General features: G+C 64.3%; 18 protein-coding genes and 1 pseudogene. 9 read left to right on the top strand and 10 right to left on the bottom strand.

Going from position 1 to position 25,562, the window contains the following annotated elements; genetic code table 11:
- Nucleotides 1-21: 21 nt before the first annotated feature.
- The 3 genes from recC to recD are packed head-to-tail and all read left to right on the top strand — an operon-like array spanning nucleotide 22 to nucleotide 8,488.
- On the top strand, nucleotides 22-3,300 hold the full coding sequence (gene recC / locus CH278_RS25260; protein WP_094623167.1) for an exodeoxyribonuclease V subunit gamma: 3,279 nt from the start codon (nucleotides 22-24) through the stop codon (nucleotides 3,298-3,300).
- The gene (locus tag CH278_RS25255) at nucleotides 3,297-6,629 is read left to right on the top strand and encodes a UvrD-helicase domain-containing protein (protein ID WP_094623166.1); all 3,333 of its coding nucleotides are present in this window, start codon (nucleotides 3,297-3,299) and stop codon (nucleotides 6,627-6,629) included. Before recC ends, CH278_RS25255 begins: the two co-directional genes overlap by 4 nt.
- Nucleotides 6,626-8,488, top strand: coding sequence for an exodeoxyribonuclease V subunit alpha (gene recD / locus CH278_RS25250; protein ID WP_057474885.1), 1,863 nt, complete (start codon nucleotides 6,626-6,628; stop codon nucleotides 8,486-8,488). The genes CH278_RS25255 and recD overlap by 4 nt, the downstream gene beginning before the upstream one ends.
- 4 nt (nucleotides 8,489-8,492) lie before the next feature.
- Here recD and CH278_RS25245 read toward each other — a convergent pair whose 3' ends face one another.
- The 4 genes and pseudogenes from CH278_RS25245 to CH278_RS25230 form a co-directional block, all read right to left on the bottom strand.
- Nucleotides 8,493-9,335: a TY-Chap domain-containing protein gene (locus CH278_RS25245; protein ID WP_057474886.1), complete on the bottom strand. Its 843-nt coding sequence runs from the start codon at nucleotides 9,333-9,335 to the stop codon at nucleotides 8,493-8,495.
- 79 nt (nucleotides 9,336-9,414) lie between these two features.
- Nucleotides 9,415-10,584, bottom strand: a pseudogene (locus tag CH278_RS25240) (sulfite reductase subunit alpha); the annotation flags it as partial.
- A gap of 111 nt (nucleotides 10,585-10,695) precedes the next feature.
- On the bottom strand, nucleotides 10,696-12,168 hold the full coding sequence (locus tag CH278_RS25235; protein WP_179274409.1) for a DUF2079 domain-containing protein: 1,473 nt from the start codon (nucleotides 12,166-12,168) through the stop codon (nucleotides 10,696-10,698).
- A 50-nt stretch (nucleotides 12,169-12,218) separates the two neighbouring features.
- Nucleotides 12,219-13,199, bottom strand: a complete 981-nt coding sequence (locus CH278_RS25230; RefSeq protein WP_027497694.1) for a GTP pyrophosphokinase — start codon at nucleotides 13,197-13,199, stop codon at nucleotides 12,219-12,221.
- 90 nt (nucleotides 13,200-13,289) lie between these two features.
- Here CH278_RS25230 and CH278_RS25225 point away from each other — a divergent pair, with 90 nt between their 5' ends.
- A complete protein-coding gene (locus CH278_RS25225) occupies nucleotides 13,290-14,264 on the top strand; it encodes a sigma-70 family RNA polymerase sigma factor (RefSeq protein ID WP_027497693.1) in 975 nt (324 codons plus the stop codon).
- 6 nt (nucleotides 14,265-14,270) lie between these two features.
- Here CH278_RS25225 and CH278_RS25220 read toward each other — a convergent pair whose 3' ends face one another.
- Nucleotides 14,271-14,678: a VOC family protein gene (locus CH278_RS25220; RefSeq protein WP_032372903.1), complete on the bottom strand. Its 408-nt coding sequence runs from the start codon at nucleotides 14,676-14,678 to the stop codon at nucleotides 14,271-14,273.
- 166 nt (nucleotides 14,679-14,844) lie between these two features.
- Nucleotides 14,845-15,114 (bottom strand): hypothetical protein, encoded by a 270-nt coding sequence (locus CH278_RS25215; protein WP_032372902.1) that lies wholly within the window; start codon nucleotides 15,112-15,114, stop codon nucleotides 14,845-14,847.
- A gap of 267 nt (nucleotides 15,115-15,381) precedes the next feature.
- Between CH278_RS25215 and CH278_RS25210 the strand changes: the two genes are divergently transcribed.
- Together CH278_RS25210 and CH278_RS25205 are read left to right on the top strand one after the other, a co-directional pair.
- Nucleotides 15,382-16,563 (top strand): NAD(P)/FAD-dependent oxidoreductase, encoded by a 1,182-nt coding sequence (locus CH278_RS25210; RefSeq protein ID WP_094623164.1) that lies wholly within the window; start codon nucleotides 15,382-15,384, stop codon nucleotides 16,561-16,563.
- Between the two features lie 58 nt (nucleotides 16,564-16,621).
- Nucleotides 16,622-17,848 carry a hypothetical protein gene (locus CH278_RS25205; RefSeq protein ID WP_094623163.1) on the top strand — a complete coding sequence of 409 codons (1,227 nt, stop codon included), beginning with the start codon at nucleotides 16,622-16,624 and terminating at the stop codon, nucleotides 17,846-17,848.
- Here CH278_RS25205 and CH278_RS25200 read toward each other — a convergent pair.
- From CH278_RS25200 to CH278_RS25185, 4 genes are read right to left on the bottom strand one after another with little or no spacing between them, the layout of a single operon-like run.
- Entirely contained in the window at nucleotides 17,765-19,207 is a 1,443-nt protein-coding gene (locus CH278_RS25200; protein WP_094623162.1) for a GntP family permease, read from the bottom strand. The two genes, CH278_RS25205 and CH278_RS25200, sit on opposite strands and share 84 nt — an antisense overlap.
- Nucleotides 19,204-19,842, bottom strand: coding sequence for a bifunctional 4-hydroxy-2-oxoglutarate aldolase/2-dehydro-3-deoxy-phosphogluconate aldolase (locus CH278_RS25195; RefSeq protein WP_094623161.1), 639 nt, complete (start codon nucleotides 19,840-19,842; stop codon nucleotides 19,204-19,206). Before CH278_RS25195 ends, CH278_RS25200 begins: the two co-directional genes overlap by 4 nt.
- Nucleotides 19,839-21,452 (bottom strand): N-acyl-D-amino-acid deacylase family protein, encoded by a 1,614-nt coding sequence (locus CH278_RS25190; protein ID WP_094623160.1) that lies wholly within the window; start codon nucleotides 21,450-21,452, stop codon nucleotides 19,839-19,841. Before CH278_RS25190 ends, CH278_RS25195 begins: the two co-directional genes overlap by 4 nt.
- 13 nt (nucleotides 21,453-21,465) lie before the next feature.
- Nucleotides 21,466-22,749, bottom strand: a complete 1,284-nt coding sequence (locus tag CH278_RS25185; protein WP_094623159.1) for an alanine racemase — start codon at nucleotides 22,747-22,749, stop codon at nucleotides 21,466-21,468.
- A gap of 114 nt (nucleotides 22,750-22,863) precedes the next feature.
- Here CH278_RS25185 and CH278_RS25180 point away from each other — a divergent pair, with 114 nt between their 5' ends.
- From CH278_RS25180 to CH278_RS25170, 3 genes are read left to right on the top strand one after another with little or no spacing between them, the layout of a single operon-like run.
- Nucleotides 22,864-23,886, top strand: a complete 1,023-nt coding sequence (locus CH278_RS25180) for a sugar kinase (protein ID WP_094623158.1) — start codon at nucleotides 22,864-22,866, stop codon at nucleotides 23,884-23,886.
- A complete protein-coding gene (locus CH278_RS25175; protein WP_048319940.1) occupies nucleotides 23,883-24,635 on the top strand; it encodes an IclR family transcriptional regulator in 753 nt (250 codons plus the stop codon). The genes CH278_RS25180 and CH278_RS25175 overlap by 4 nt, the downstream gene beginning before the upstream one ends.
- 41 nt (nucleotides 24,636-24,676) lie before the next feature.
- On the top strand, nucleotides 24,677-25,078 hold the full coding sequence (locus CH278_RS25170; protein WP_032372898.1) for a RidA family protein: 402 nt from the start codon (nucleotides 24,677-24,679) through the stop codon (nucleotides 25,076-25,078).
- The last annotated feature ends 484 nt before the right edge of the window (nucleotides 25,079-25,562 follow it).

Here is a 25,562-nt window from a genome sequence, read left to right as displayed (position 1 = left end):
AGCAGGCAGGGGACTTCGACCGTGTTGACGCTCCACCGCGCCGAACGTGCAGGAACGCTCGCTGCAGCCCTCGCCGATGTACTGTCCGAGCCGCTGCCCGATGCCTTCGTACCCGAAATCGTGTCGGTGCCGGCGAGAGGTGTCGAGCGGTGGCTCACCCAGCGTCTGTCGAGCGTCCTGGGCGCTCCGGACGGTGATGGAATTGCCGCGAACATCGAGTTTCCGAGCCCGGCGAGGTTGGTCGCGCGCACCATCTCCGAGGTCGACGGCATCGATCCCGACGACGACCCGTGGTCTCACAGTCGAGTGCTGTGGACCGCGCTGTCGGTGATCGACGACTGCCGCACCGAACCGTGGGCCGCGGTGCTCTCCAAGCATCTGGGATCGGGGTCTGACGATCATCGGGTAGGGCGCCGCTGGTCGACGGCCGCGCACATCGCGGAGCTGTTCCGCGCCTACGGATCTCAGCGACCCCAGATGCTGCGCGACTGGCGCGCCGGACGATTCACCGACGGGCTCGGCCAGGAACTGGACGACGACCTGACGTGGCAACCGCGGATATGGAGCCTGGTGCGCGAGCGGATCGGCAGTCCGAGTCCCGCCGAGCGCCTTCCCGATACGTGTTCGACACTGCGATCGGAACCGAACGCGGTGGACCTACCGTCCAGGTTGTCGGTGTTCGGTCCGACTCGGCTGACCGCCGACCAGCTCGACATCCTGCACGCACTCGCGCACCACCGCGACGTCCACATCTGGATCCCACACCCCAGCCCGTCGATGTGGTCCACACTCGCCGACGTCCCGGCGGCCACCCGACGGCGCGACGACGTGACCGCCCTGGCCGTCGAGCACCCGCTGCTGGCGAGTCTGTCGCGCGACGTGCGGGAACTGCAGGCAACCATCGGGTCGATCGCCGATCACACCGTGCACCACGAAGGGCCCGGACCAACGCGGACCTTGCTCGGAACGATCCAATCCGACATCGCCGGCGACGAAGTGCCCTCCCACGCAACGACGGACGGCGATCCGGCGCTCGCAGACGGCACCGTGCAGATTCACGCATGTCATGGGCCTGCCCGCCAGGTCGAGGTGCTGCGCGAGTCTCTGCTGCATCTGTTCACCGACGACCCGACTCTCGAACCCCGTGACGTGCTCGTCATGTGCCCGGACGTCGAGACCTATGCGCCGCTGATCCGTGCCAATTTCGGCCAGGCCACATTGGTGCATCCCGGTCATCGACTGCGGGTCCGGCTCGCCGATCGGGGCCTGCGTCGCACCAATCCGGTACTGGATGTAGTGGCTACGGTGCTCGACTTCTCCGAGGGGCGAGTGACGGCCAGCGAACTACTCGATTTCGCGGCGAGCGGCCCGGTGCGGCAGAAGTTCTCGTTCACCGACGACGACCTCGAACGCCTCCGCGAATGGGTCGCCACGTCCGGAGCCCGCTGGGGTTTGACGGTACGACAACGAGAATCCTTCGGTTTGAACAACTTTCGGCAGAACACCTTCAAGTCCGCACTCGACCGTATCCTCCTAGGGGTAGCGGCGGACGAGAGTGGGAACGACTATCTCGACCTCGCGCTGCCCCTCGACGACGTGGACAGTAACGACATCGGGCTTGCGGGCCGATTCGCCGAGCTGGTCGACCGGCTCGCCTCGGTACTACGGGCGCTGTCCGGGCGCGCCCCGGTGACCGAATGGACGCGGCAGCTCGGCCGCACCCTCGATCTGCTTGCCGACGTGCCCACCGCCGACGAATGGCAACTGGCGCAAGCGCATCGCGAGATCGCCGAGGCCACTGAACACGGCGACACCGCCGAGCTGCGGCTGGCGGACGTGCGCGCCATGCTCGGTGGCCGGCTCACCGGCCGCCCCACCCGAGCGAACTTTCGCACCGGAGAGCTCACCGTGTGCACGATGGTGCCGATGCGATCGGTCCCGCACCGCGTCGTGATCCTTCTCGGTCTCGACGACGAGGTGTTCCCCCGCGTCGGCAGCCTCGACGGAGACGACGTCCTCGCACGCGACCCGGCCGTCGGCGAACGCGACATCCGCAGCGAGGACCGCCAACTACTGCTCGACGCCGTGATGTCCGCCGAAGAAAAGCTACTGCTCTTCTACACCGGTGCCGACCCCGTCGACGGATCGACCAAGCCGCCCGCGATCCCGCTGCGCGAGTTGATGGACGTCCTCGACGTGACCGCCGGCAAAAGCGTCGAACACCGGCATCCGCTGCAGCCCTTCGATCCTCGGAATTTCGAGCCCCGACACCCGTTCAGCTTCGACACGGTGGCGTTGGCGGGCGCCGTGTCTCAGCAGCGACCGTCCGTGCCGGTGCCGTTGTTCTTGCCAGATGCACTGCCCCCAGCGAATTCGGGCGACGTGGAACTCGCGGACGTGATCGCGTTCGTGGAGAATCCGGTTCAGGCGTTTCTGCGTCAACGTCTCGGGTTTCGAGTTCCCGAGCTCGAAGACGATCTGGCGGACAGTCTCGACATCGAACTGGATCCGTTGTCTCGGTGGAACATCGGCGATCGGATGTTGGCAGCGGTGCTGGCCGGCACGGACATCGGCGAATTCGCCGACGCCGAGTGGCGGCGAGGCACGTTGCCTCCGTTTCATCAAGGTCGACGCGAGATGTCCGACATCCGCCGAGTCGTCGGAATCATCGCCGACGCGGCCGCGCCGTTTCACGAAGGCCCGGCCGAGACCACCGACATCGTGGTCGACCTCGGTGATGGGCGACGTCTGACCGGTACCGTCACCGGCATTCACGACCGGACACTCGTGCGTTCGTCCTACTCACGTCTGGCGGCCAAGCACAGGCTCGCGGCGTGGGTGCGTCTGCTGGCGGTGGCAGCGTCCGAGCCGGGGGAGTGGAGCGCGGTCACCATCGGGCGCGCCAGCGGAATGCGTCCGCCTCGCCGGTCCCGCCTGACGACCCCTCCGAATCCCCTCGCGGTACTCCGCGACGTGGTGGACCTGCGGGATCGCGGATTGGTTGCGCCGCTGCCGATCTCGACCGGGACGGCAGCTGCCTACGCGGAGAAGCGGTTCGGCGGCGGATCGATCGAGGACGGTTACGAATCTGCCGGCTGGGCGTGGCGCGGCGATTTCGGTGATGGCACCGACCGATCGTTGCGATACGTGCACGGCCCGACGCTCTCGTTCGGAACGTTGCTCGATCCGAGCCCTCTCGACGACGAGACCGACCCCGCGAACGAGCAGAGCCGCTTCGGAGTGCTCTCCCGCCGGTTGTGGGATCCATTGCTGACCGCAGAGAACATGGGGAACGCATGACCGCCGCACGCGGATTCGACCTCCTCGGTCCGATGCCCACCGGGACGACCGTGCTCGAGGCCAGCGCCGGAACGGGCAAGACGTACGCGATCGTCGGACTTGCGGCGCGGTACATCGCCGAAGGACTGGCCGAGATCTCGGATCTACTGCTGGTGACGTTCAGTCGGGCCGCGACCCAGGAACTGCGCGATCGCACCCGCAGCCGGTTCGCGTCGATCGCCCGAGACCTCGGTGATCCGGACGCTGCGCGTGGTGCGCGCGACCCTCTCATCGCTTTTCTCGCCGCGGCAGACGACGACGAAGTGGACAAGCGGCGCCGACGACTGCGTAAAGCGCTGTCGGACTTCGACGCCGGGACGATCGTCACCACGCACAGCTTCTGTCAACGCATGCTCGACGGGCTGGGTATCGCGGGTGAGCGCGAACCCGAATCCACGTTCGTCGAGTCGGTGTCGGATCTGCTCGAGCAGGTGGTCGACGATCTGTATCTGCAGATGTTCAGCGGCGACGACGAGGCACCACCGTTCGGGCGACGCGACGCCCAACAACTGGCCGCGGCTGCCGTCGGAGATCAACAGTCGATCCTGTACCCCGACATCGACGACCTCGACGGTGACGACGGCAACCGGGAAGCCGCCCTGCGGGTGCAGTTCGCTCGGGAGGCCCGCCGTGAGGTCGAGCGTCGCAAACGTCTTCTCGGCATCCGCGACTACAACGATCTACTCGGACTGTTGCACTCGGTGTTGTCCGATCCCGTGCACGGGGAGGCAGCATGCGCGCGCGTGCGAGACCGGTTCCGTGTCGTGTTGATCGACGAATTCCAGGACACCGATCCCATGCAGTGGGACATCCTGCGCCGGGCCTTTCACGGCTACACGACATTGATCCTCGTCGGAGATCCGAAGCAGGCCATCTATGCTTTCCGCGGTGCCGAAGTGCTGAGTTATCTGGATGCGGTGCAGTCGGCCGATCACCTGTACGAGCTGACGGCGAACTGGCGTAGCGACTCCGGGCTCCTCGACGCGTTGGATCATCTCTACGGCGGTGCCGCCCTCGGACACGACGACATCGTCGTCCATCACGTCGAAGCGCGGAACCCGTTCTCGCGCATGACAGGACATCCTCCGTTGCGGCTGCGCTATCTGCCCCGAACCGGAGCAGGACCGTTGCGTTCGGGATTCCCGGCGGTGGATCGACTCCGCTCTCGGGTGGCTGCAGATGTGGCGGCCGAGATCGTGACGCTCCTGTCCGGGAACGCCGTCATGGACCGGCCGGACGGGCCGAGGACGGTCGAACCGCGGGACATCGCGGTGTTGACTCGTACGACCAAACAGGTTGCGCTGATTCGAGATGCGCTCGACGCAGTGGGTGTGCCGTCGGTGGTGTCGAGCAGCACCAGCGTCTTCGGCACCGACAGTGCTCGACACTGGTTGTGGCTACTGCAAGCGATCGAACAACCGCACCGCACCGACCGCGTCAGACTCGCAGCCCTGACACCTTTGCTCGGTTGGACTGCCGCCCAACTCGATTCCGGGGCCGAGGACGCTCTGTCGCAGGTGAGCAGCCGGCTGCGTGAGTACTCCGTGCTGTTCGACGAGGCGGGTTTCGCCGCAGTGTTCGAGCGGGTGTCGGCGCAGTCGGGTCTCGATGCTCGGTTGCTCGCGGTCGAGGCGGGGGAGCGCACGATGACCGACCTGCGGCACATCGCCCAACTGCTCAATCGCGCAGCGGTATCCGAATCGTACGGAATCACCGCTCTCACTCGGTGGCTCACCGATCGAATCAAGGAACCGGCAGCCGGCGGTTCCACCGATCGCAGTCGCCGGCTCGACAGTGACTCGGCGGCAGTGCAGATCATGACGACGCACGGGAGCAAGGGGCTGGAATTTCCCGTCGTCTACCTTCCGTACGCGTGGGACACGCTCTACTTCAGCTCACCGTCGACCCTGCTGCTGCACGAGGACGGCCACCGCATCCGGGACGTCGGCGGTCCCTCCGGGGCCGGCTACGCAGCACGAAAGCTTGTCAACGATCGTGAAGAAGCCGGAGAAGAACTACGGCTGCTGTACGTGGGACTCACCAGAGCCCAGTGCCAGGTGGTGTTGTGGTGGGCACCGGGACGCAACACTGCTACGTCGTCGTTGCACCGCATGCTGTTCGGCCGCATTCCGGGGATTGCGCAGCCGGAGCCGTCGTACAAGGTGCTCGACGACGCCACTACCGCCAACCGCGTGCAATCCTGGGTCGGTCCGTCAGCGGAGCTGATATCGATCGAGGCAGTCGGCCCCACACCACCCTCGGATCAGCAGTGGGTTCGACCCGAGGAGGAACACCGCGACGTCACTGCCGCTCGCTTCGGGCGTGCTCTGGATTTGCTGTGGCGTCGAACGTCCTACTCGGCCTTGACGGCTCACGCGCACGATGCGTCGCCCGTCGAGCCGGAGGTGGGGGTGACCAGTGAGGCCGAGCGGCCCGAGAAAGCGGATGAGCCTGTCGAACCTCCGCTGGGAAGCGCGAACCCGGACGAGCCCGTGGACGGGATCGCGTCACCGATGAACGGCATGCCGGCCGGTGCCGCATTCGGAACCCTGGTGCACGAGGCCCTCGAACACGTCGATACCTCCGCAGCCGATCTACTGTCCGAACTCGAGCAGCGCTGCAGAGCTGCCGTTGCCTCACGGATGGCAGATGTCGATCCGACGGCTCTGGCAGCCGCTCTGTTGCCGGTGATGCAGACACCGCTGGGCTTCGGGACGCTGGCCGACATCGCGCCGAACGACCACCTGGCCGAGTTGGATTTCGAGCTGCCCTTGGCCGGAGGCGACGACCCGGTGGACTCGAGCGTGACTCTGACATCGGTTGCGCAGCTGCTGCGTCGACATCTCGACCCGGCGGATGTCCTCGCGGACTACGCCGACCTGCTCGATGCAGTGGAAGCCACCCCACTGCGCGGCTTTCTCACCGGAAGTATCGACTCCGTTCTTCGGGTACCCGGCCCTCGCTACATCGTGGTCGACTACAAGACCAACCGCCTGGCCCGAGGCGATCTGACGACCGGCAATTTCACGCGCGAGAAGATGGCGCAGGAGATGATGCGGTCGCACTATCCGCTGCAGGCCATTCTGTATGCCGTTGCGTTGCACAGGTATTTGCGATGGCGTCAACCGAACTACCGGCCGGAGACGCATCTCGGCGGAGTACGGTACCTGTTCGTTCGGGGCATGGTGGGGCCGCAGACTCCGGCCGGCTGCGGTGTGTTCGACTGGGATCCGCCTGCGGCACTGGTGGTCGAGTTGTCGGATCTGCTCGCCGGAAAGGTGCAACGATGACGAGTGTCTCGACGGCGCTGCGCGGCAGCGGAATTCTGCGGTCTTTCAACGACGCCGGTGTACTGACAGCGGCCGACGTCCACGTGGCGTTGCGGCTCGGTGCCCTGGCCGGGGAAGCCTCCGAACCGGTGCTGCTCGCCACGGCTCTGACGGTGCGCGCAGTGCGATCCGGATCGATATGTCTCGACCTGCAGCGACTGCGTGATGTCACGGTGGACGAGGAATCGGACGTGGATCCAAGCCTTCTTCCCTGGCCCGATCTGTCCGACGTTCTCGACGGGTTGGCGGTCAGCCCGCTCGTGGTCGGCAGCGCCAACGGGCCGCTGACGCCGCTGAAGCTGGTGCGCACCGACCTGGGTGAACTGCTGTACCTGGATCGATATCACCTGCAGGAGAACACAGTTCGAGGCATACTCGACGCTCGATCGCAGTCGCACCCCGTCGTCGACGGTGCAAAGATCGACCGTGCGTTGGCCGAATTGTTCATCGACGAATCCGGCGCACCCACCACCCCTCCCGATCGACAACGCATTGCAGCAGCCCTGGCGGCGACGCACTGGACCACGGTCATAGCGGGCGGGCCGGGCACCGGTAAGACCCACACGGTGGCTCGAATTCTGGCGCTGTTGGTTCGAGAACACGGCAGCGATGTGAGAATCGGTCTTGCCGCCCCCACCGGCAAGGCTGCCGCTCGTCTGCAGGAGTCGGTGGCCGAGCAAGCGGGACTGCTGGGTCTCCCGGCAGAACTGAAAGCAATGACTCTGCATCGCCTGCTCGGGTGGAAACCGGGCAGCAAGACCAGGTTTCGTCATGACTCCCACAATCGACTGCCGTACGACGTGGTGGTCGTCGACGAGACGTCGATGGTGTCGTTGACGATGATGTGCCGGCTGCTCGAAGCAGTTCGACCGGAATCGCGGTTGATACTGGTGGGCGATCCCGATCAGTTGACGTCCGTCGACGCCGGAGCAGTGTTGGCCGACCTCGTCGCACGGCCGGTCACTGGCACCGAGAACCCTGTGTTGGCGCACCTGGTCGACGCGGATTTCGACGCAGCCGAGGATCCGGACGAGGCGGCGCTCAGTGCGTTCGAGCGAGACAGGTTGCGCGGCGGAGTGGTTCGGCTCAGCCGCGGTCGACGATTCGGTGGCGCGATCGCCCGTCTGGCCGTCGCAGTTCGAGACGGCCGCGGTGACGAGGTGATGAAACTACTCGAATCCGGTGACGACCAGATCTCGTTCCATGCACCCGAGGACACCGACGCATTGCGGGCCGACGTGGTCGACACCGCCGCCGAGGTCACAGCGGCGGCAACCCGCGGTGACGCCGCCGCGGCGCTGCTGGGACTGGAGAAGCATCGACTTCTGTGCGCGCACCGTGAGGGGCGGTGGGGCGTTGCGCTGTGGGATCGGCTGGCACTCGAGTGGGTGGGAGAAGCGAACAAGGCCTTCCTCGACCCCGCCTACTGGTACCCCGGTCAGCCGCTGCTGGTGACGGCCAACGATCACGAAGCGCGAATCTACAACGGAGACACGGGTGTTGTGGTGTCGGGTGAGAACGGAACTCCGATGGCTGCTTTCGCGCGGGGTCGCGGCCACGTTCTCATTCACCCGAACGTCCTCTCTGCCGTCCAGACCGTGTACGCGATGACGATTCACCGGAGCCAGGGAAGTCAGTACGACACCGTGTCGGTTCTGTTGCCCGCCGAAGCATCGACTCTGCTCACTCGCGAGTTGCTCTACACCGCGATCACCCGTGCGCGGTCGCATGTACGGGTGATCGGCACCGAGGAGGCCATCCGAGCCGGAGTCGAACGTCAGGTCCTGCGGGCCAGCGGATTGCGGCGAAGGATTCTGTAGCAGTTCAGCGACAGGCGTGCCGGTCCGATCCGGCTGCAGCTGCGATACTGCGGGCAACCAACAGCCAGGTTCGGGCCAGTCCCGTCCACACCGCGATCGAGGTGCCTGTTCCCTCGGCTGCGCTGCGGTCCGAGTGTGCGGCAGCCGAGCGATGCAGGGCGAGCGCGTGTACACCGAGTTCATCGATGTCCGCCCCCACGCACACTGAGTGCACTGTTTGCGCGTCGGCTTTTCGACCGGTCAATTGGCACAGGGTGTGCAGTGATCGCAGTTCGTCGGGAACGTCGGTGATGTCGGACGGGGGATCGGTCGGCGTCGACTCGGCACTGCCGTCCACGGCAGCGCTGGTCCGGACGCCGACGATTCCGCGCTGGAGGTCGATCGGCCCCGAGGCGGCTCCGTCTGCGGCGACGCCCCACACGCTGAGAAACGACGGATGGGGAACGTTCCACAGCTCGCGGAACGCCCGGGTCACCATCTCGGCGACGAGAGCAGCGTCTGCCCTCGAATCCGTTCGCGTGAGATCGATGACCGACCCGTCTGCGACGGGCTTGCCGCGGTCCAGCCACCCGAAGTCGAGCAGCTGAACGTCGAGGGTGACCGACTCGGGTGCCTGTGGATACAGCAGCGAGGGCAGCGACGCGATCGACACCAGAGCCCCGTCTCGAGTTGCTGCGATGTCGATGTACGGCCGGAGCCCGCGCTCGCCCGGGCTGGCTTGCGCGGCCGTCACAGTGATGTAGTCCCGCATCGGCAGCGACCGCAGGTGCGCGTGCAGATTCTCGGTGAACGTGCCCCATGCACGCGCGGTGGTGGAGTCGAAATGGTCGTTCTGCACTGCGTTCACGGTGCACACCCTCTACTCGGACGAGAACTTCATTGCTGTGCCCGTGACGGTAGCGAGGGGGTCCGACAAGAACGGCCCGTCAGTAGACGTCGCGCAGATAGCGCTTGGCGCGCTTGAGGTCGTTCACGTAGTCCTCCGCGGCGTCGGAGGAGCGCCCACCGTGTTCGGCGACGACCTCGTGGAGTGCCTCGTCGACTCCCTGCGCCATGCGTGACGCGTCTCCGCAGACGTAGATCTGTGCGCCTTCTTCGAGCCAGCCGTACAGCTGCTTTCCGGCCTCGCGCATGCGGTGCTGTACGTAGATCTTCTCGAACTGGTCGCGCGAGAACGCCAGATCCAGCCTGGTCAACAGACCGTCACGCTCGAAGTCCGTGAGTTCGTCCTCGTAAAGGAAGTCGCTCGCTCGATGTTGGTCCCCGAAGAACAGCCAGTTTCGGCCCGACGCACCGCGAGCCCGACGTTCCTGCAGAAACGCACGGAACGGTGCTACTCCGGTGCCCGGACCGATCATGATGATCGGAGTGTCGTCGGAAGGAAGTCGGAACGACTTGTTGGCCGAGAGAAACACTCCCGCTTCCTGCGCGTCGCCGACACGATCTGCCAAGTACGTCGAGCACACCCCGCCGCGATCTCGCTCGGCCGATCGGTATCTCACGGTCGACACGGTGAGGTGAACGCTTCCCTCGTGCGCTGTCGGCGACGACGAGATCGAATAGACGCGGTGCTGCAGGGGACGGAGCAGGCCCAGGAATTCAGCGGGGTCGAGAGCACCCGACCGATCGAGGTCGAGAACGTCGACTACGTCGCGTCCCCATGTCCACGCGTCGAACGACGCCCGGTCGCCGTTCTGCAGCACGTGGTCGAGTTCGGCATCACCGGCCCGCTCGGCGATGGCTTCTATCAGGTCCATCGACGGTATGCCGATTTCGTATTCGGTGGTCAGTGCCTGGGCGAGGCTGACTTCTCCGGACTTGGTGTGGACGGCCGTGTCTGCGGGGACACCGAGACGGTCGATGACGGCCGAGACCAGTGCGGCGTCGTTGACGGGTTTGACGCCGAATCCGTCTCCCGCCTCGTAGGTGATTCCGCTGTCACCGAGGTCGATCGAGAAGTGTCGTACTTCTTTTGCAGAGGTGGGACCGGACAGCAATCGGTTGCTCGACACCTGCGCGCGGTACGGATTCTTCCGATTCCACGGTGACCGCTTCGATGCTGTTCGGGTGGTGCCGAGGTCGCCGGTTCGAGCGTCGATGTCCTGTACCTGCCTTGCCGTAGCTGTCGTGATCGGTCGAATGTCGAGAGTTCGAGAACCCCGTGGTATCGAAATGCCCGAACTGATCGAAACCTTAGTAGGGACCGCTCAGTTGCGGTGCAGCACCTCGATACCGTCCACGGAGTAGACGACGTCGTATCCGGTGGTCAGTGCCCGGTCGATCGCCTGCCGATCGCCGCGTTCGTCGGTCGGCCAACCCGCGGGCCGTTCTCGGTTGACGACGATCCAATCCGGGACGGTCGAGTCGGTCGGTCGCTGCGGAAACACCGAGACGTCGTGGTCGGCGACGAGTTGTGCCACGAGGTTGTTCGACGCCGCAACGCGGTCACCGGCCGGGATCCACGCCGAGATGTCGCGGGCGGTGGCTGCTTGTGGATCGACTCGCCACTCCTCGGCGTGCACCATCCGCGACATGGGCAGGAACGGTAGTGCCACCAATGCGAATGCAGCGACGAAGGCGACGATCGCTCGTCGACCTCGTTCGGTCAGCTGGGCGTGGCGCTCGCTGCGTGCCAAGGCGTCGATCAGGGCGATGAAGACGATCACCATCAGAATGGCGTTGTAGTGGTAGATCGGTTTCCAGAAGTTGGTGTTGTCGCTGAGGAAACGCCAGGCAACCGTCGGTACTGCGACCAGCAGGAGTGGAGAGCGCAGCGCGAAGAACCCCGTGACGGCAAGCAGTAGAAACGCCGTTGCGGCACGGGAGTCTCCGGCAACCAGCCCGTGCGCGGTATCGGCGATCCCTTCGCCGATGGGCGGCAATTTCGAGCCCTGGCCGTACGAGTCGTCGGAGCTCAGCGCGGGAACGATCACCTTGACGGCCACTATCACCCAGGTCAGCCCCCACACCGCGGTCATCGCTCCCAGGATGCGCGGACGGCCGGTGGTGAACAGGGCAACCAGCGCGCCGATGACGACGACGGTCAAACCCATGTCCTCTTTGACGAACACCAGCGGAAGAGCCCAGGCCAGAGCGGGCACCCAGCGTTCGCGAACGAGAGCCACCAGGGACATTGCCAGTAACGGCATCGCGAAGGCCACTTCGTGGAAGTCGAAGTTCAGCGCGGCTTGTACGCCCCACGACAGGCCGAACGCGCCGGCAATCACTGTTCCGACGACAGTGCCGAATTTCTGCACCGCCAATCGGCTGATCGGAATCACCGCGAGCGCGAACAGAACCGCCTGAGCGACGAGCAGCGTCTCGGCATGAGGGAAGACGCGATACACCGGACCCAGCAGGGCCGTGATCGGCGAGAAGTGATCACCGAGGGTGTTGTAGCCGGTGCCCAGCAGATCGGAGGTCGGAGCCCGAAACTGCGAGTACGACGCGACCTGCTGCACGAATATTCCGAGGTCGAAGCCCGATGTGCGCAGTTGACGGTGGCCGAGAACGGACATCGTCGAGTACAGCGATGCAAGGAGTACGAACGCGACGGTCGGGACCATCACATCGGGAGACCGGAGTCTCCTGCGCAGACGGCCGATGACGCGTGTGCCGGTCGTAGTTGCGGCGACGCTATCGCCGTCGGTGACGACCTGGGATTGCTCGGTAGTGGTCACGAGATGGCATGTCTACCGGACCGACGTGAGATCTTCCTGAGAAACGCCGGTCAGCGCTTGCGTTTCTTTCCTTGCGTGCGCCGCGGCGGCTGCGAGGTCAGGTGGTAGTACAGCGCGTCCTCCGAGTCCTCCACGACGACGTCGATGTAGTCGCCCACCTCGAGGTAATCGTTGACTGCGATGCGATCGGTCGAGCCGATCACGGCTTTGACCGACCGTGCGGGGACGAGCCCACGGCGCCCGTCCGGACCGACGGCCAGGGCGTAGCGGGGGCCGGTGCGCGTGACGCGTGCCCGGATGAAATCGGGGTCCTTGGGGATCGGGTCGGGTGCCACCACGCTGCCGTCCTTCGAGGCGGCGGTCAGCGAGTCGAGCTGCGCGGCGAGATCGTCGGCCATGGCGTCGACTTGATCGAGCAGGTGCGCCATGTGCGCGGCGTAATCGGTGTGCTTCTTGGTCGGTTTGAGTGCTTCACCGGGCTTGTACATGTCCTCATGGGTCAGCTCGCCCCACGCGTCCTGCAGCCGCGTCTTGACCTGAACCTCCACCTTCACGTCGAGGTCGCCCTGATGAGTGGCCACTCGTACGACAAGCACAGCGTGATATGCCCGGTATCCGCTCGGCTTGGGAAACGAGACGTAGTCGGTGGGCGGCTGCGCGAACCGCACCGAGCATTTCGGATCGGTACACGCGCGCTCGAGTGCGGTGACGAACGAGAGCTGGTCCCGTGGGGTCTTGCACAGCACCTTGATGCCGACCAGATCGGGCAGTGCGTCGGCCACGGCGTCGGCGTCGTGCGGTTCGCTGATGCGTCCCTCGGACAGATATCGACGGAGTTTGTCGGCAGATCTGCCGGGGTCCTTGATCCGCGCGGTCTGGGCATTGAGTCTGTCTCGGTCGACATCTTCGAGTATCTCGTCGGCGATGGTCTCGAGAAAATTCTGTGCGGTGACGAGTGCGGCTTCCCACGCGCGACGACGATGCAGATACAGCTCTTCTACCAAGTCGTCGATGCTGCTGAGCGATGTCACGAGCCGAGGTTAACCCAGAGGCCCGACCAATCCCGGCGGTGGCGCGCGATCGGCCGTCGATGCGGGCGAACCCGGTTTAAGCTCTTCCGCATGACCGTGGCATCTGTGCAGAACGACGACTTCGTCGCGCAGTTCGATCCGTTCCGTCGCGAGCTGTTGGCGCACTGTTACCGCATGACCGGGTCCATCCACGACGCCGAGGACATGCTCCAGGAGACCTACATCCGCGCCTGGCGGGGGTACGCCAAGTACGAGGGCCGATCGTCGCTGCGCACCTGGCTGTATCGAATCGCAACGAACACGTGCCTCACCGCCCTCGAGGGGCGAGCCAAGCGTCCGCTTCCTACCGGACTCGGCGCGCCGAGTTCGGGCCCGACCGACGAGCTGGTGCAGAACAACGAGGTGCCGTGGCTCGAACCGATTGCCGACTCGGATCTGGCCGACTCGAACGACCCGGCCACGTTGGTGGTGGGGAGGGAGTCGGTTCGCCTCGCGTTCGTCGCGTCGCTGCAGCATCTGTCGTCGAGACAACGCGCAGTGCTGTTGATGCGCGAGGTGTTGCAGTGGAAGGCCTCCGAGGTCGCCGAGGTTCTCGCCACGACGACCACTGCGGTCAACAGCCTCCTGCAGCGGGCCCGCGAGCGACTCGAAGAGATCGCTCCGGAACTGGACAACGTGGAACCCATCGAATCTGCCGAACTGCGTCAGCTCCTGGCCCAGTACGTGGAGTGCTTCGAGCGTTACGACATCGACCGGCTGGTCACACTCTTCACCTCGGACGCGGTGTGGGAGATGCCCCCGTTCGTCGGCTGGTATCAGGGAGCCGAGACGATCGGATCGCTCATCCGAAACAACTGCCCCGCCCAGGGAGCGGGCGACATGCGGATGGTGGCGACATCAGCGAACGGTCAACCTGCGTACGGGCTCTACATGGTGGGCGAGGACGGAATACATCGACCGTTCCAACTACACGTTCTCGACGTCGACGCTCGAGGCGTCGGGCATGTCGCCTGCTTCTTCGATCTGTCGCTGTTCGATCGATTCGGACTGCCCGACCGCCTCTGAGCGACATCAGCTCGTCGGAACGGCCGAGGGGTCCATCCACATCACTTCCCACACGTGATCGTCCAGATCACGGAATGCTCGGCCGTACATGAACCCATGATCCTGCGGTTCCATCCACTTCGATCCACCCGCGGCGATGGCCGCGTCCGTGAGTGAGTCGACCTCGGCGCGGCTGTCGGCCGAAATACACATCAGTACCTCACGAGCCGACGTCGTGTCGCAGATCGAATCGGAGATGAAATCCCCGAACCTCGATGTGGCCAGAAACATCACCGTGGCCTGGTCGCTGACGATCATCGAGGCGGTGTTCTCGTCGCTGAAAATGTCGTTGAACTCGAACCCGAGACCCTCGAAGAATGCGCGGGTGGCCACGACATCGCGGACGGGCATATTGGCGAACAGCAAACGGGACATGGATGACACCTATTCGTCGGGTACCGGCACGACCGTCGAACAACGGTCGTGCCGGTACTGACAACGGTCCGTCGACAAATTCACCGGTGCCGTGCCCAGACACGACGCGACCCCGCCGAGACGTGCTCGACGGGGTCGCGGACTGCGAAATAAAGGGGGAAGGACGTTACCGGGTGATCTGCGCGAGGCGGGAAAGCATCCGCGAGAAAACTCGGCCGTCGTTGCCGAGATCGGCGTAGGGGTCTGCTGTGGTGTCCGACACGGTGTCGTCGGGCGTCACGGCAGCGAGGGTGCGCGCCAAGCGGGTGCGGCGCTCGATGGCGTCGAGGATGTTGGCGTCCAGCGTTGAAACTTCGTCGAAGAGTTGGTCGACGTCTGCGATCGCGTTGTCGGCATTGCTGGTGCCGGCTGCGAGCGAATCGATCTGAACAGTCACATCGTCTCCTTTTGTTCGCGTCCTGAGGTGTGAGTCGTTCGTCCGAGCCGAACCGTTACAACCCAAAATGTGTGAACGCGATGTTTCGTCTCGCAAACCAAGATGCCCACTGGACGGGCCTGGGCCAACCTTTACGGGGTGTGATGCTGCATACAGTTCGTTCGGTTCGATATTCTCCGGCCTTCCGAACCGAGGCGTCGGAGTGGTTGCGCTCACGCCGTTCCGGGTAGCCAGGTCGTCGATACCCCCACGTGCAAGGAGTGAGCGATGCGATACGACTACCTGATCATCGGCGGCGGAATGGTTGCCGACAGTGCTGCTCGTGGGATTCGTGAACACGGCGCAACGGGTTCCATCGGGATTTTCGGAGCCGATTCCGACGAGCCGTACACGCGCCCCGCGTTGTCGAAGAAGTTGTGGACCGACAGCGACTTCGGCCGTGATCAGGTTCCGCTCGGCACCGCCTCGGACACCGGTGCCGAGGTCCATACGGGTACGCGTATCGCGTCGGTGGACCGGTCGAAGCAGGCGGTCACGACAGCGGCCGGTGAGACCCACGAGTACGGAACGCTCTTGTTCGCAACCGGCGCAGCGCCGACGCAGATCGACCTGTCGCCCAGTCCACGAGTGATCTACTTCCGCACCTTCGCCGATTACCGGATGTTGCGGGAACTGACCGAGACCGCGGAGCACATAGCGGTGGTGGGCGGCGGCTACATCGGAACGGAAATCGCAGCAGCGCTGTCTCAACAGGGTGTCAAAGTCACCCTCGTCACGTCCGACGACGTCGTGGGCAGCCACATGTTCCCCCGCTCGCTGGCCGCCGGATTCGACAAAGGGTTCTCCGATCACGGGGTCACCGTGCGCCGAGGAACCAAGGTCACGTCGGGTGCGGAGGCGTCGGCTCGTGTCCAGCTGCAATTGGACGACGGGTCCGCGGTGGAAGCAGATGGGGTCGTGTTCGGCCTCGGTGTCCGGCCCAGCACAGACCTGGCCGAGGCGGCAGGTCTCGAGGTGGACAACGGCATCGTCGTCGACGAGTTCCTGCGCACCGCGGACGAGCACATCTACGCGGCCGGCGACGTGGCCAACTATCCGGACGCCATTCTCGGTCGCCGACGCATCGAGCACGTGGACAACGCCACCGAGATGGGCAAAGCGGCGGGCCGCAACATGGCAGGTGCCGGCGCGGCCTACACCTACACTCCGTACTTCTACTCCGACGTGTACGACGACGGCTACCAGGCAATCGGAACGGTGGCAACGTCGCTGAACACTGTGGAGGACTGGAAGACGATCGGCAAGGAAGGCGTCGTCTACTACCTCGACGACGATACCGTCGTGCGCGGGGTACTGATGTGGAATGTCTGGGAGGGGCTGGACGAGGCGCGCACCTTGCTGGCCGAGAAGAAGCCGCACACGGAGGAAACCCTGAAGGGGTTGATCTGAACTTTCTGGAACACTCGACGGCGAGCACGCCGGACCGCGGTGCGACCGAGGAGAAATCATGTCTCAGTTCGATGCAGGCGATTCGGCACAGCAGCGCGCTCGATTCGATGACCGGGTGCATCGCCTCTGTGCCGACTGTCGGCTACCCGGCCATTCCGAGCCCTTGTCCGACGCCGCCGCAACGGCCGTCGCGGCGGGCAGGGTCGACGGAGCAACCAGAACGGTGCTCATCGCTCGGTGGCGTGCGGGGCGTTCTCTCCCGTCGGTCGGGGGATTCGGAACCTTGCGGCAGTTGGTGGACGAGCGAGATCGATGGCGTGCCAAGGATTCGTCGGGTAAGCCCGGCGCGGCCTTGGTCTACAAGTTGCGAGCCGCGGAGTCGAACAAGCGGATCGAGCATCTGCGAACCACGGTGGTGATGTCGAACCGGCACTACGCCAACGGCGTCCGCGCGGCACGTAAGGAACGTCGCGAAGGTATTCATCTCGACCTGGAACAGCGCGACGCGGTCTTCGATGCATTGATGCACACGCCCGCACCCCTCAAGTACGGGGTGCTCGCCGAGCGAGGTCTGACGTTGGCGGACGCCGCAAAGGATCGAGTCAGCACGCTTGCACGTAGAACGCCCATCGACAAACGGGTGCAGTGGGCAGCCGGGGTGGTCGATCAGTTGATCGATCGCAAAGACGACCGATTCTCGGACCGCTACGACACGCTGCTGTTTCTCGCGGGCACCTCGTTCGATCGCATACATCGCTCGCCGGCGTGGCAGTCGACGTACTTCGAGTTTCAGCGAAGCCAGGTCGATCTGTTCGTCGAGCTCGCCGAAATCTCGGTCGATGCAACGTCTTTGCGCTCGGTAGGGGACGAGTTGATCCGTATTGGTCGGACGATGGTCGACGAGGACACGGCGGAACAGGTCGAATCACGTCGCCGCGCACTGGAAGTCGTATGGACCCAGTTGACGGGACGAGTGGCTGCGTTGGTTCGTTTGGCCGATCTGGTCGAGTCTTCGGAGGGTGAAGCACGTACGTCGGACGCCATGGCTCGCGCCCACAGCCTGGACGATCGAATAGACGATCTCGTCGGACGGTCGGGGAGCCGGGAGATGTCGGCAGAGAACACGCACTTCGTCGGTGATCAGGTGCACTCCCAGTGGCGCGATCAGGTGCCCACGTCGACACCCGACCGCGCCGTCGAGCTAGGCGATGATGGCGAAGAGAATGCCGGCAACCGCGAAGCTGACCACGGACAGAATCGTCTCGAGGACGGTCCACGTCTGTAGCGTCTGCTTGACGGTGAGGTTGAAGAACTTCGAGATGATCCAGAAGCCTCCGTCGTTGACGTGGCTCGCGATGATCGAGCCCGCTGCGATGGACATGGCGATCAATGCGACGGCGGGGGCCGAGTAGTCCTGCGCTGCGACGAGTGGGCCCACGATGCCACCGGTGGTGACGATCGCGACGGTGGCCGAACCCTGTGCGACACGCAGCGCACAACTGATGATGTACGCCAGGACGATGATCGGTAGACCCGCTGCCGCCATGGTGTCGGCCAGTGCAGTGCCGATCCCTGTGGCAGAGATGACCTTTCCGAAGAATGCACCCGCGCCGACGACGAGCAACAGCATGCCGACCGGGCGCAGCGACTCACCTGTGAGCTTGCTCAGTTCCTGAACGGTGGACCCGCGGCGGATGCCCAGAACGTAGAACGCGATCAGCACGGCAATGAGAAGTGCGACGGCCGGAGTGCCGAAGAATGTCAGCACTTCGAGCAGATTGCCCGGGTCGAGGAGGATGCTGCCGAAGGTCGCACCGAGGATGAGGACCAGCGGCACTGCGATGATCGCGCCGATGGTGCCCACCGAGGGAGGCGTCGTGACCACCGGTCGTGCGGTGGTGACGGCACCGGCGCCACCGTTCGAGTCGCGGGGCGAGTCGTCCCCGTCGTTGATGAAGTCGTCCGGAACCTCGACGATGATGCGCTTGCCGATCCAGTTTCCCCATACCAGGCCCGCAGCGATGAATCCGGGTATGCCACAGATGAAGCCGAACAGGATCAGCCAACCGAGATTGACCTCGAGCAGTCCACCGAGTGCCACCGGTCCGGGGTGCGGCGGCAAGAATGCGTGCGTCATCGACAAGCCGGCGAGCATCGGCAACGCGTACAGCACCAGCGACTTTCCGCCTTGGCGCGCGGCGACGTACACCAGCGGGGCGAGCACGAAGATGCCGATGTCGAAGAACACCGGAATACCGAAGATCAATCCGAGCAGGCCCATCGCGACGGGTGCGCCGCGTTCGCCGAAAATTCCGAGCAACTTGGCGGTCAACGCCTGCGCGCCGCCGGACCTCTCGAGTATGGCCCCCAGTACGGTGCCGAGGCCGATGATGACGGCGATATGCCCGAGAATTCCGCCGAAGCCGGTCTCGAGCAACGACTCGTTGCTCTTGATCGCGGTTCCGACGATTTGATTGACCGGAAGACCGGCAGCCAGGGCCAGGCCGAGTCCGACGATGAGCAGTGCGACGAACGGTTCCAGTTTGATCTTGATGATCACGACGAGCAACACGGCGATTGCTATGCCGCACAGCACCAGAAGGCCGGGTGTCGAGGTTCTCAGCCAGTCGACGGCAGAATTCATGACAGTTCTTTCTCGTTGGCGGTTTCGATGGCGTGGACGAATGCCCGGGCTCGTGCCGCGATGTCGTCCCACTGAGCGGTAGCAACAGAATTCGGCGGCACCACATCCGTGCCGGCAGTTACTGCCACTGCTCCGGCTGCCAGAAAGTGTGCGGCATTTGCGGCGTTGACGCCGCCGGACGGGACCAGACGTGCATCCGGGAACGGACCGAGCAGATCCTTGAAATAGGCCGGTCCGACGGTGCGCGCCGGGAAGACCTTCACCGCGTCTGCACCGAGGTCCAGCGCGGTCATCACCTCGGACGGGGTGAGTGCCCCCATCATCAGCGGTATGCGCGCGGCGGTCACCACGGCGGCGACGTCTGACCGCAGCCCGGGTGTCACGACGAAACTGGCACCCGAGTCCAGGGCGGCCCGGGCTTGATCGGCCGTGAGGACCGTTCCGGCCCCCACGATGGCACCCGCATCGGATGCGGCGCGGATGAGGTCGAGGACTCCCGGCGTGGTGAACGTGAGCTCCACAGCGCGAATTCCGCCGCCGGCCAGGGCGTGTGCGAGTGCGGCGGGATCCGAGATGTGCGGCGCGCGCACCACGGCGAGTGCGCGGTCTTCGAGAATTGCCGTCAGTGCATTCACGCCGTCTGCTTTCTGGCTGAGTCCATACGCAGGGCATGGCCTGCCAAGGAGTGGGTGGGAAGGAAATCGTCTATCGCGAACGAGCCGTTGACCATCACGTGGCTGATTCCCTCGGCCTGCTGTTTGGGCTCCTCGAACGTGGCGGTGTCTCGAACGGTGTCCGGGTCGAACACCACGAGATCGGCAGCATGGCCCACGGCGATCGTGCCGCGTCTGCGCAGTCGTAACCGTGCAGCCGGACGACCCGTGAGGTGATTGATGCACTCCTCGAGTGAGAGCAGTTGCTCGTCCCGCACGTAGTGGCCCAGATAGCGGGGGAACGTTCCCCACGCACGCGGATGTGGCTTTTCGCCTACGAGAATGGCGTCACTGCCGCCCATGTGGCGCGGATGCTGCATGATCTCGCGAACGTTCTCCTCGTGCCCGACGTGCTGCAGGATGGTCGTGGCCAGAGCGTCGCGGCGTAGAAAGTCGAAGAACACGTCGACCGGTTCGAGCCCTTCGTCCGCCGAGATGTCGGCCATCGTGCGACCGACGTACCGGTCGAGTTCCGGGTTCGATACTCCGCTGAGCTGAATCGTCTCCCACTCGACGGTGACTCCGTGGCAGCCGTCCGAGCCGTCGACATCGACGTCCTGCGCTATGCGGCGACGCTCGGCCGGATCGTCGAGTCGTTCCAGCGCTCGGTCCGGCCCACCCGACATCGCCCAACTCGGCAGCAGCGCAGACAGAGTCGTGGCCCCGGGTAGGTACGGATACGTATCGAGCGTGACGTCGCAGCCGTCGGCGATCGCGGAGTCGACAAGATCGAGAAATTCACGTGCCCGACCACGATTGACACCGAAGTTCATCGTTGCGTGGGTCAGATGCAGGGCGCATCCGGTTTCTCTGGAGAGATCGAGCATCTCCTGGTAGGCGTCGAGTGCACCCGCGCCGTACGACCGGGTGTGGGGAGCATAGAACCCGCCGAAGTCTGCCACTACCTCACACAGTGCTCGCAATTCGCTTGTGTCGGCATACATTCCGGGTGTGTAGGTCAGTCCGCTCGACATTCCGACGGCACCGTCCTGCAGACCCTGTGCCAGCAACTCCTGCATGTGGGTGATCTCGGACGGCGTTGCGGGACGTCGATCGGCACCGACGGCCAGGTAGCGCAGGGTTCCTTGCGGAACCAGATATGCGGCGTTCGGGGTGATGCCTCGATCGAGTCGGGCGAGATACTCCGCAACCGTCCGCCAGGAGAAGTCCAGATCGACGGGATTGCCGTTCCACCCGGCGATCTGTCGCCGGATGACGTCCAACGTCGCATCGTCGATGGGCGCGTACGCGATGCCGTCCTGTCCGATCACCTCGGTGGTGACACCCTGGCTGATCTTGGCGAAGTGCCCAGGATCGGTCAGCAACCCCAGATCGGAGTGCGCATGCATGTCGATGAAGCCGGGGGACAGGACGTGACCTGGTGCTGCATCGACGGTTCTGTCTGCACTGGAAAGGCTTCCGGGCTCGACGAGTGCTGCGATGGTGCCATCACGGACGAGAACGTCCCGACGCAGCCGCGCGGAACCGGTGCCGTCGATGACGTCGAACCCGCGAAATAGTGTGTCCGCCATCAAGTTCTGCTTCCTAGAAAAAGGTGTGTATCAGATCGACCACGAGTGGGTCGTCGCTGTCCGAGTCGTCCACGACGGGGATCAGACGCCATTTGTCGAACGCAGTGCAGGGGTGCGAGAGGCCGAGCCGCAGCACCGCCCCCACCGGAAGTGCGCCGGCGTCGTCTGCCGGTAGTCGAAGAAAAGCATGCTGGTCGTTGAGTGCCGTCACCTCCGCGGCCGGATCCAGGACTTCATTACCTCGAACACGTTGCGGGACGGGCATTCCTTCGTCGAAAGGAAAGTCGCGCTTACCTGCGTCCAGCAATGCGAGGCCGGGCTCGGGGCGTGACACCACTCGCGCCCATCCGTGCATCGCAGAAACCAACGGCGTCTCGGTTCGGGCGGGAGTCAGCGGTGAGATCTGCGAATAGAAGCCGTCGTCGTGCGCCACGTAGGCCCCGGATCGGAGCACGACGTCGGTGCGCACGCCATTGCCCGAGGTCAGAGAATGCAGGCGTTCGACCACCAGATCCTGATACGCGCTCCCGCCTGCGGTCACAATGGCGTGATCGCCGTACAGTCCTTCGGCATCGAAGGTGCGATGCAGTGCGGCGAGAGTGTCGAGGTAGGTGCGTACTGCCGCGAGACCGGCGTCGGAACGGTCGTGGCTCAGAGCACCCTCGTAGCCGCCCACCCCGGCCAGTTCGAGACGCGGTGACGCGGCGATCTGCCGTCCTACTGCGACGGCCTCCTCGGTCGTTCGCGCGCCGGTTCGTCCGTGCTCGCCGCCGAGTTCGACGACGACGGACACCGGTCGATCGCCGTGATCGGCAAGGATGCGGTTCATCTCTCGCACCGTGGCGACGCTGTCCGCCCAGCAGTAGAACTCGAACTCGGGATGCGAGTCCAGTTCGGCAGCAACCCAATTCAGAGCAACAGGATCGACTTCGGCATTGGCGAGAACGATTCTCTCTACACCGAATGCGCGTGCCACCTGAACTTGCCAACCGGTAGCGAGGGTGATGGCCCAGCAGCCCGCATCCAGTTGCTGCTTCCACAGTTGGGGAGCCATGGTCGTTTTGCCGTGGGGTGCCAGGAGGACGCCCGCCTTCTCGGTCCACTGCGCCATCACATCGACGTTCGATGCGATGCGTGTCCTGTCGAGGGTGAGTACTGGGGTGGTGAACTCCGACAGCCGCGGCGCGGTGGCCAGAAAGCTCTCGGCGCTCTGTCCCCACGATCTCGCTGGAAGCGATTTGTGTTCGGGCCCCAGGAGTCGTCGACTCAGCGCCTCGACTCCGGCAGTGTCGATCACGGCAGTCTCCTCGAGTTCTGCGTTGCGCTATATGCAACGACGGTTGCGTATCGTGTCTTTCATTTGTAGTCTGCATCCAACGATGCATTCCCGCAAGAGTTCGAGGAGACGGACATGGCAGCCCCCCGGGTGGTGTGTGTAGGCGAAGGCCTCGCTGTCCTCGTCGCGGACCCTGGCCCACTGGAACGGTCGGAGACGTTCCATCGCACGGCTGGAGGTGCGGAAGCCAACGTGGCTCGTGTCCTCGTCCAACTGGGAATCGAGGCTGCGTGGGTCTCGCGGGTGGGTGACGACGGGTTCGGCCGATATCTGGTCGCGGAACTCGACGCTGCCGGTGTGGACACGTCGGGCGTGATCGTCGATAACGGGCGGCCGACGGGCCTCTACATCAAGGAGCGCGGATCGGGGTCCGATCACCGTCACGACCTGCCTCTTGGAGGCAGCGCGATGACGTACTACCGGTCTCTTTCGGCTGCTACTGCGCTCTCGCCCAACGATATTCACGACGAGGTTCGAGCGGCGATCGACTGCGCCGACATCGTCCATTTCACCGGCATCACCGTCGCCATCTCACCCACTGCGGAACAATTGACGCGAAGCCTGATGGCCGGCCCGTCCACTGTCAGCTTCGATCTCAACTATCGGCCGGCCTTGTGGGCCGGGCGTTCGGACGACGCGGCCCGCGTCCTCGGTGAGCACGTCCGCGGTAGCGACATCGTGTCGATGGGTGCCGACGAGGCCGCTTCGGTGTTCGGGACCTCGAGTCCAGTGGAACTACGCGAGATGTTTCCCGAGCCCCGTCATCTGGTGATCAAGAACGATGCGCACACGGTGACGGCATTCGAGGGAGTCGGGCGAGTCGACGTCCCCGCATTGACACTCGACGTCGTCGAAAAGATCGGTGCAGGTGACGCTTTCGCCGGCGGCTTTCTGGCCGCGTTGCTGATGGGATACAGCGCGGCGCAGCGTGTGCGATTCGGACATCTCTGTGCCGCAGGCGCATTGACCGGCCACGGTGATGTGGCGAAAGTCCTGCCGCACGACGAACTGGCAGCACTGGCCGGAATCGACGACAATGCGTGGGCGACACTCGACTACGCGGCGGTGGCAGCGGTGCACCCCGAGGCGGCGCTGTGAGCCAGAGCTTGTCGAGGGCGCTGACGATCCTGGGTTTGCTCGGGGACGGATCGAAGTCACTCGACGAACTCGCCGCAGTCCTCGGTGTACACAAGACGACGGTGCTGCGACTGCTGCGGACCATGGAATCGGACAGGTTCGTCAGCCATGGAGCGGATCACCGGTACCAACTCGGTTCGAGGCTGTTCGAGCTCGCAAATCACGCGCTCGAGCAGCGAGACGTGCGCACCGTCGCGCGACCGCATCTCGCTGCACTGAACTCCGACACGGGCCAGACGGTGCACCTGGCCACGTACGAGGCGGGGGAGGTCATCTACATCGACAAGTTCGACGCACAGCAGAGCGTGCGGATGTACTCACGCGTCGGCCGGCCGGCACCGCTGCACTGCACCGCGGTGGGAAAGATACTGGTCGCAGGCCGCCCGCGCGCCGAACGAGAAGAGATCGCTCGACGCATCACGTACACGCCGTTCACGGAACGCACGATCAGCACACCGGAGCAGTACCTGCGCGAGCTCGAGCTCGTGGACCAGCAGGGTTTTGCGGAGGACCGTGAAGAACACGAATCTTTCGTCAATTGCATCGGCTGCGCGGTGCGCAACGGGACCGGAGACGTGGTGGCCGCGGTGTCCATGTCGGTACCGGACATGTTGCTCGACCATCAGCAGGTACTGGCTGCGCTGCCCGCAGTGCGCGGCACGGCAGCGGCAATTTCCGAAGGACTGGGCTGGCGGCCGCCCGATCGATAAGACCGCCCACTGACAAACGACAGTTCGATGGAAGGAACATCATGAGCGAAAAGATCGAAATCCGCACCACCGGTGCCCCGGCCCCGGCACACACCTTCTCCCAGGGGGTGCGGAAAGGGCCGTTCGTGCAGGTTTCGGGTCAGGGCCCGGTGGATCCGGCGACGAGCGAATACCTGTTCCCAGGTGACGTCGCCGCGCAGACCACTCGAACCTTGGAGAACGTCAAGGCAATCGTGGAAGCCGGCGGCGCGACGTTCGACGACGTCGTCATGCTGCGCGTGTACCTGACCAAGCGTGAGGACTTCTCGATCATGAACGACGCCTATGGCGAGTTCGTCTCGGCGCACACGACAGGCGACGTGCTGCCGAGCCGCACGACCGTGTTCACGGGGCTCCCGCGCGAGGAAATGTTGGTCGAGATAGACGCCATCGCCGTCGTCTGACTGCACGCCCGACCTAGATGTTCACACGAAAATTACATCTGACCAGGCGATTTGCGTAAGCGTTGGTCTTCGCGTAACTTTTGTCGAGTCAGAGCGACACGGACACCGACCCGGTCTTCACAAACCGGGACAACGAGGTTGTACGGAGTACGTCCTGAACAACCCAGACAAGGCAGAGGTTATCAGCCATGTCTGGGGTTCGAGCGTGTAAGCCCCGGACGTTGCCGTTCACACGGTGACCATGGTGTGTGCGTGTTCTTTGAGAACTCAACAGTGTGTCGATGAATGTCAGTGCCGAATTTTATTTGGTGAAAGCATTCGATGTATCTGCCATCCGCTTGTGGTGGTTGTTGTCGGGTGTTGTTTTAAAATGCTAGTTGAGTTTTTTGCTAGTGATTTGACTCTTTATGTTTATGACTGATTTGCAGTTTCGACTGTTGATCGAGAGTCTTTTACGGAGAGTTTGATCCTGGCTCAGGACGAA

The organism is Rhodococcus sp. 05-2254-5 (genome assembly GCF_002258575.1).
GTDB lineage: Bacteria > Actinomycetota > Actinomycetes > Mycobacteriales > Mycobacteriaceae > Rhodococcoides > Rhodococcoides fascians.
This window is presented reverse-complemented; position numbering and strand designations above follow the sequence as displayed.

What these genes read in the sequence shown, in the direction of transcription:
- recD (WP_057474885.1), top strand. Translation starts at nt 6,626, where the DNA reads ATGACGAGTGTCTCGACGGCGCTGCGCGGCAGCGGAATTCTGCGGTCT.
- CH278_RS25190 (WP_094623160.1), bottom strand. Translation starts at nt 21,452, where the DNA reads ATGGCGGACACACTATTTCGCGGGTTCGACGTCATCGACGGCACCGGT.
- CH278_RS25205 (WP_094623163.1), top strand. Translation starts at nt 16,622, where the DNA reads ATGTCTCAGTTCGATGCAGGCGATTCGGCACAGCAGCGCGCTCGATTC.
- CH278_RS25210 (WP_094623164.1), top strand. Translation starts at nt 15,382, where the DNA reads ATGCGATACGACTACCTGATCATCGGCGGCGGAATGGTTGCCGACAGT.
- CH278_RS25200 (WP_094623162.1), bottom strand. Translation starts at nt 19,207, where the DNA reads ATGAATTCTGCCGTCGACTGGCTGAGAACCTCGACACCCGGCCTTCTG.
- CH278_RS25220 (WP_032372903.1), bottom strand. Translation starts at nt 14,678, where the DNA reads ATGTCCCGTTTGCTGTTCGCCAATATGCCCGTCCGCGATGTCGTGGCC.
- CH278_RS25225 (WP_027497693.1), top strand. Translation starts at nt 13,290, where the DNA reads ATGACCGTGGCATCTGTGCAGAACGACGACTTCGTCGCGCAGTTCGAT.
- CH278_RS25180 (WP_094623158.1), top strand. Translation starts at nt 22,864, where the DNA reads ATGGCAGCCCCCCGGGTGGTGTGTGTAGGCGAAGGCCTCGCTGTCCTC.
- CH278_RS25170 (WP_032372898.1), top strand. Translation starts at nt 24,677, where the DNA reads ATGAGCGAAAAGATCGAAATCCGCACCACCGGTGCCCCGGCCCCGGCA.
- CH278_RS25255 (WP_094623166.1), top strand. Translation starts at nt 3,297, where the DNA reads ATGACCGCCGCACGCGGATTCGACCTCCTCGGTCCGATGCCCACCGGG.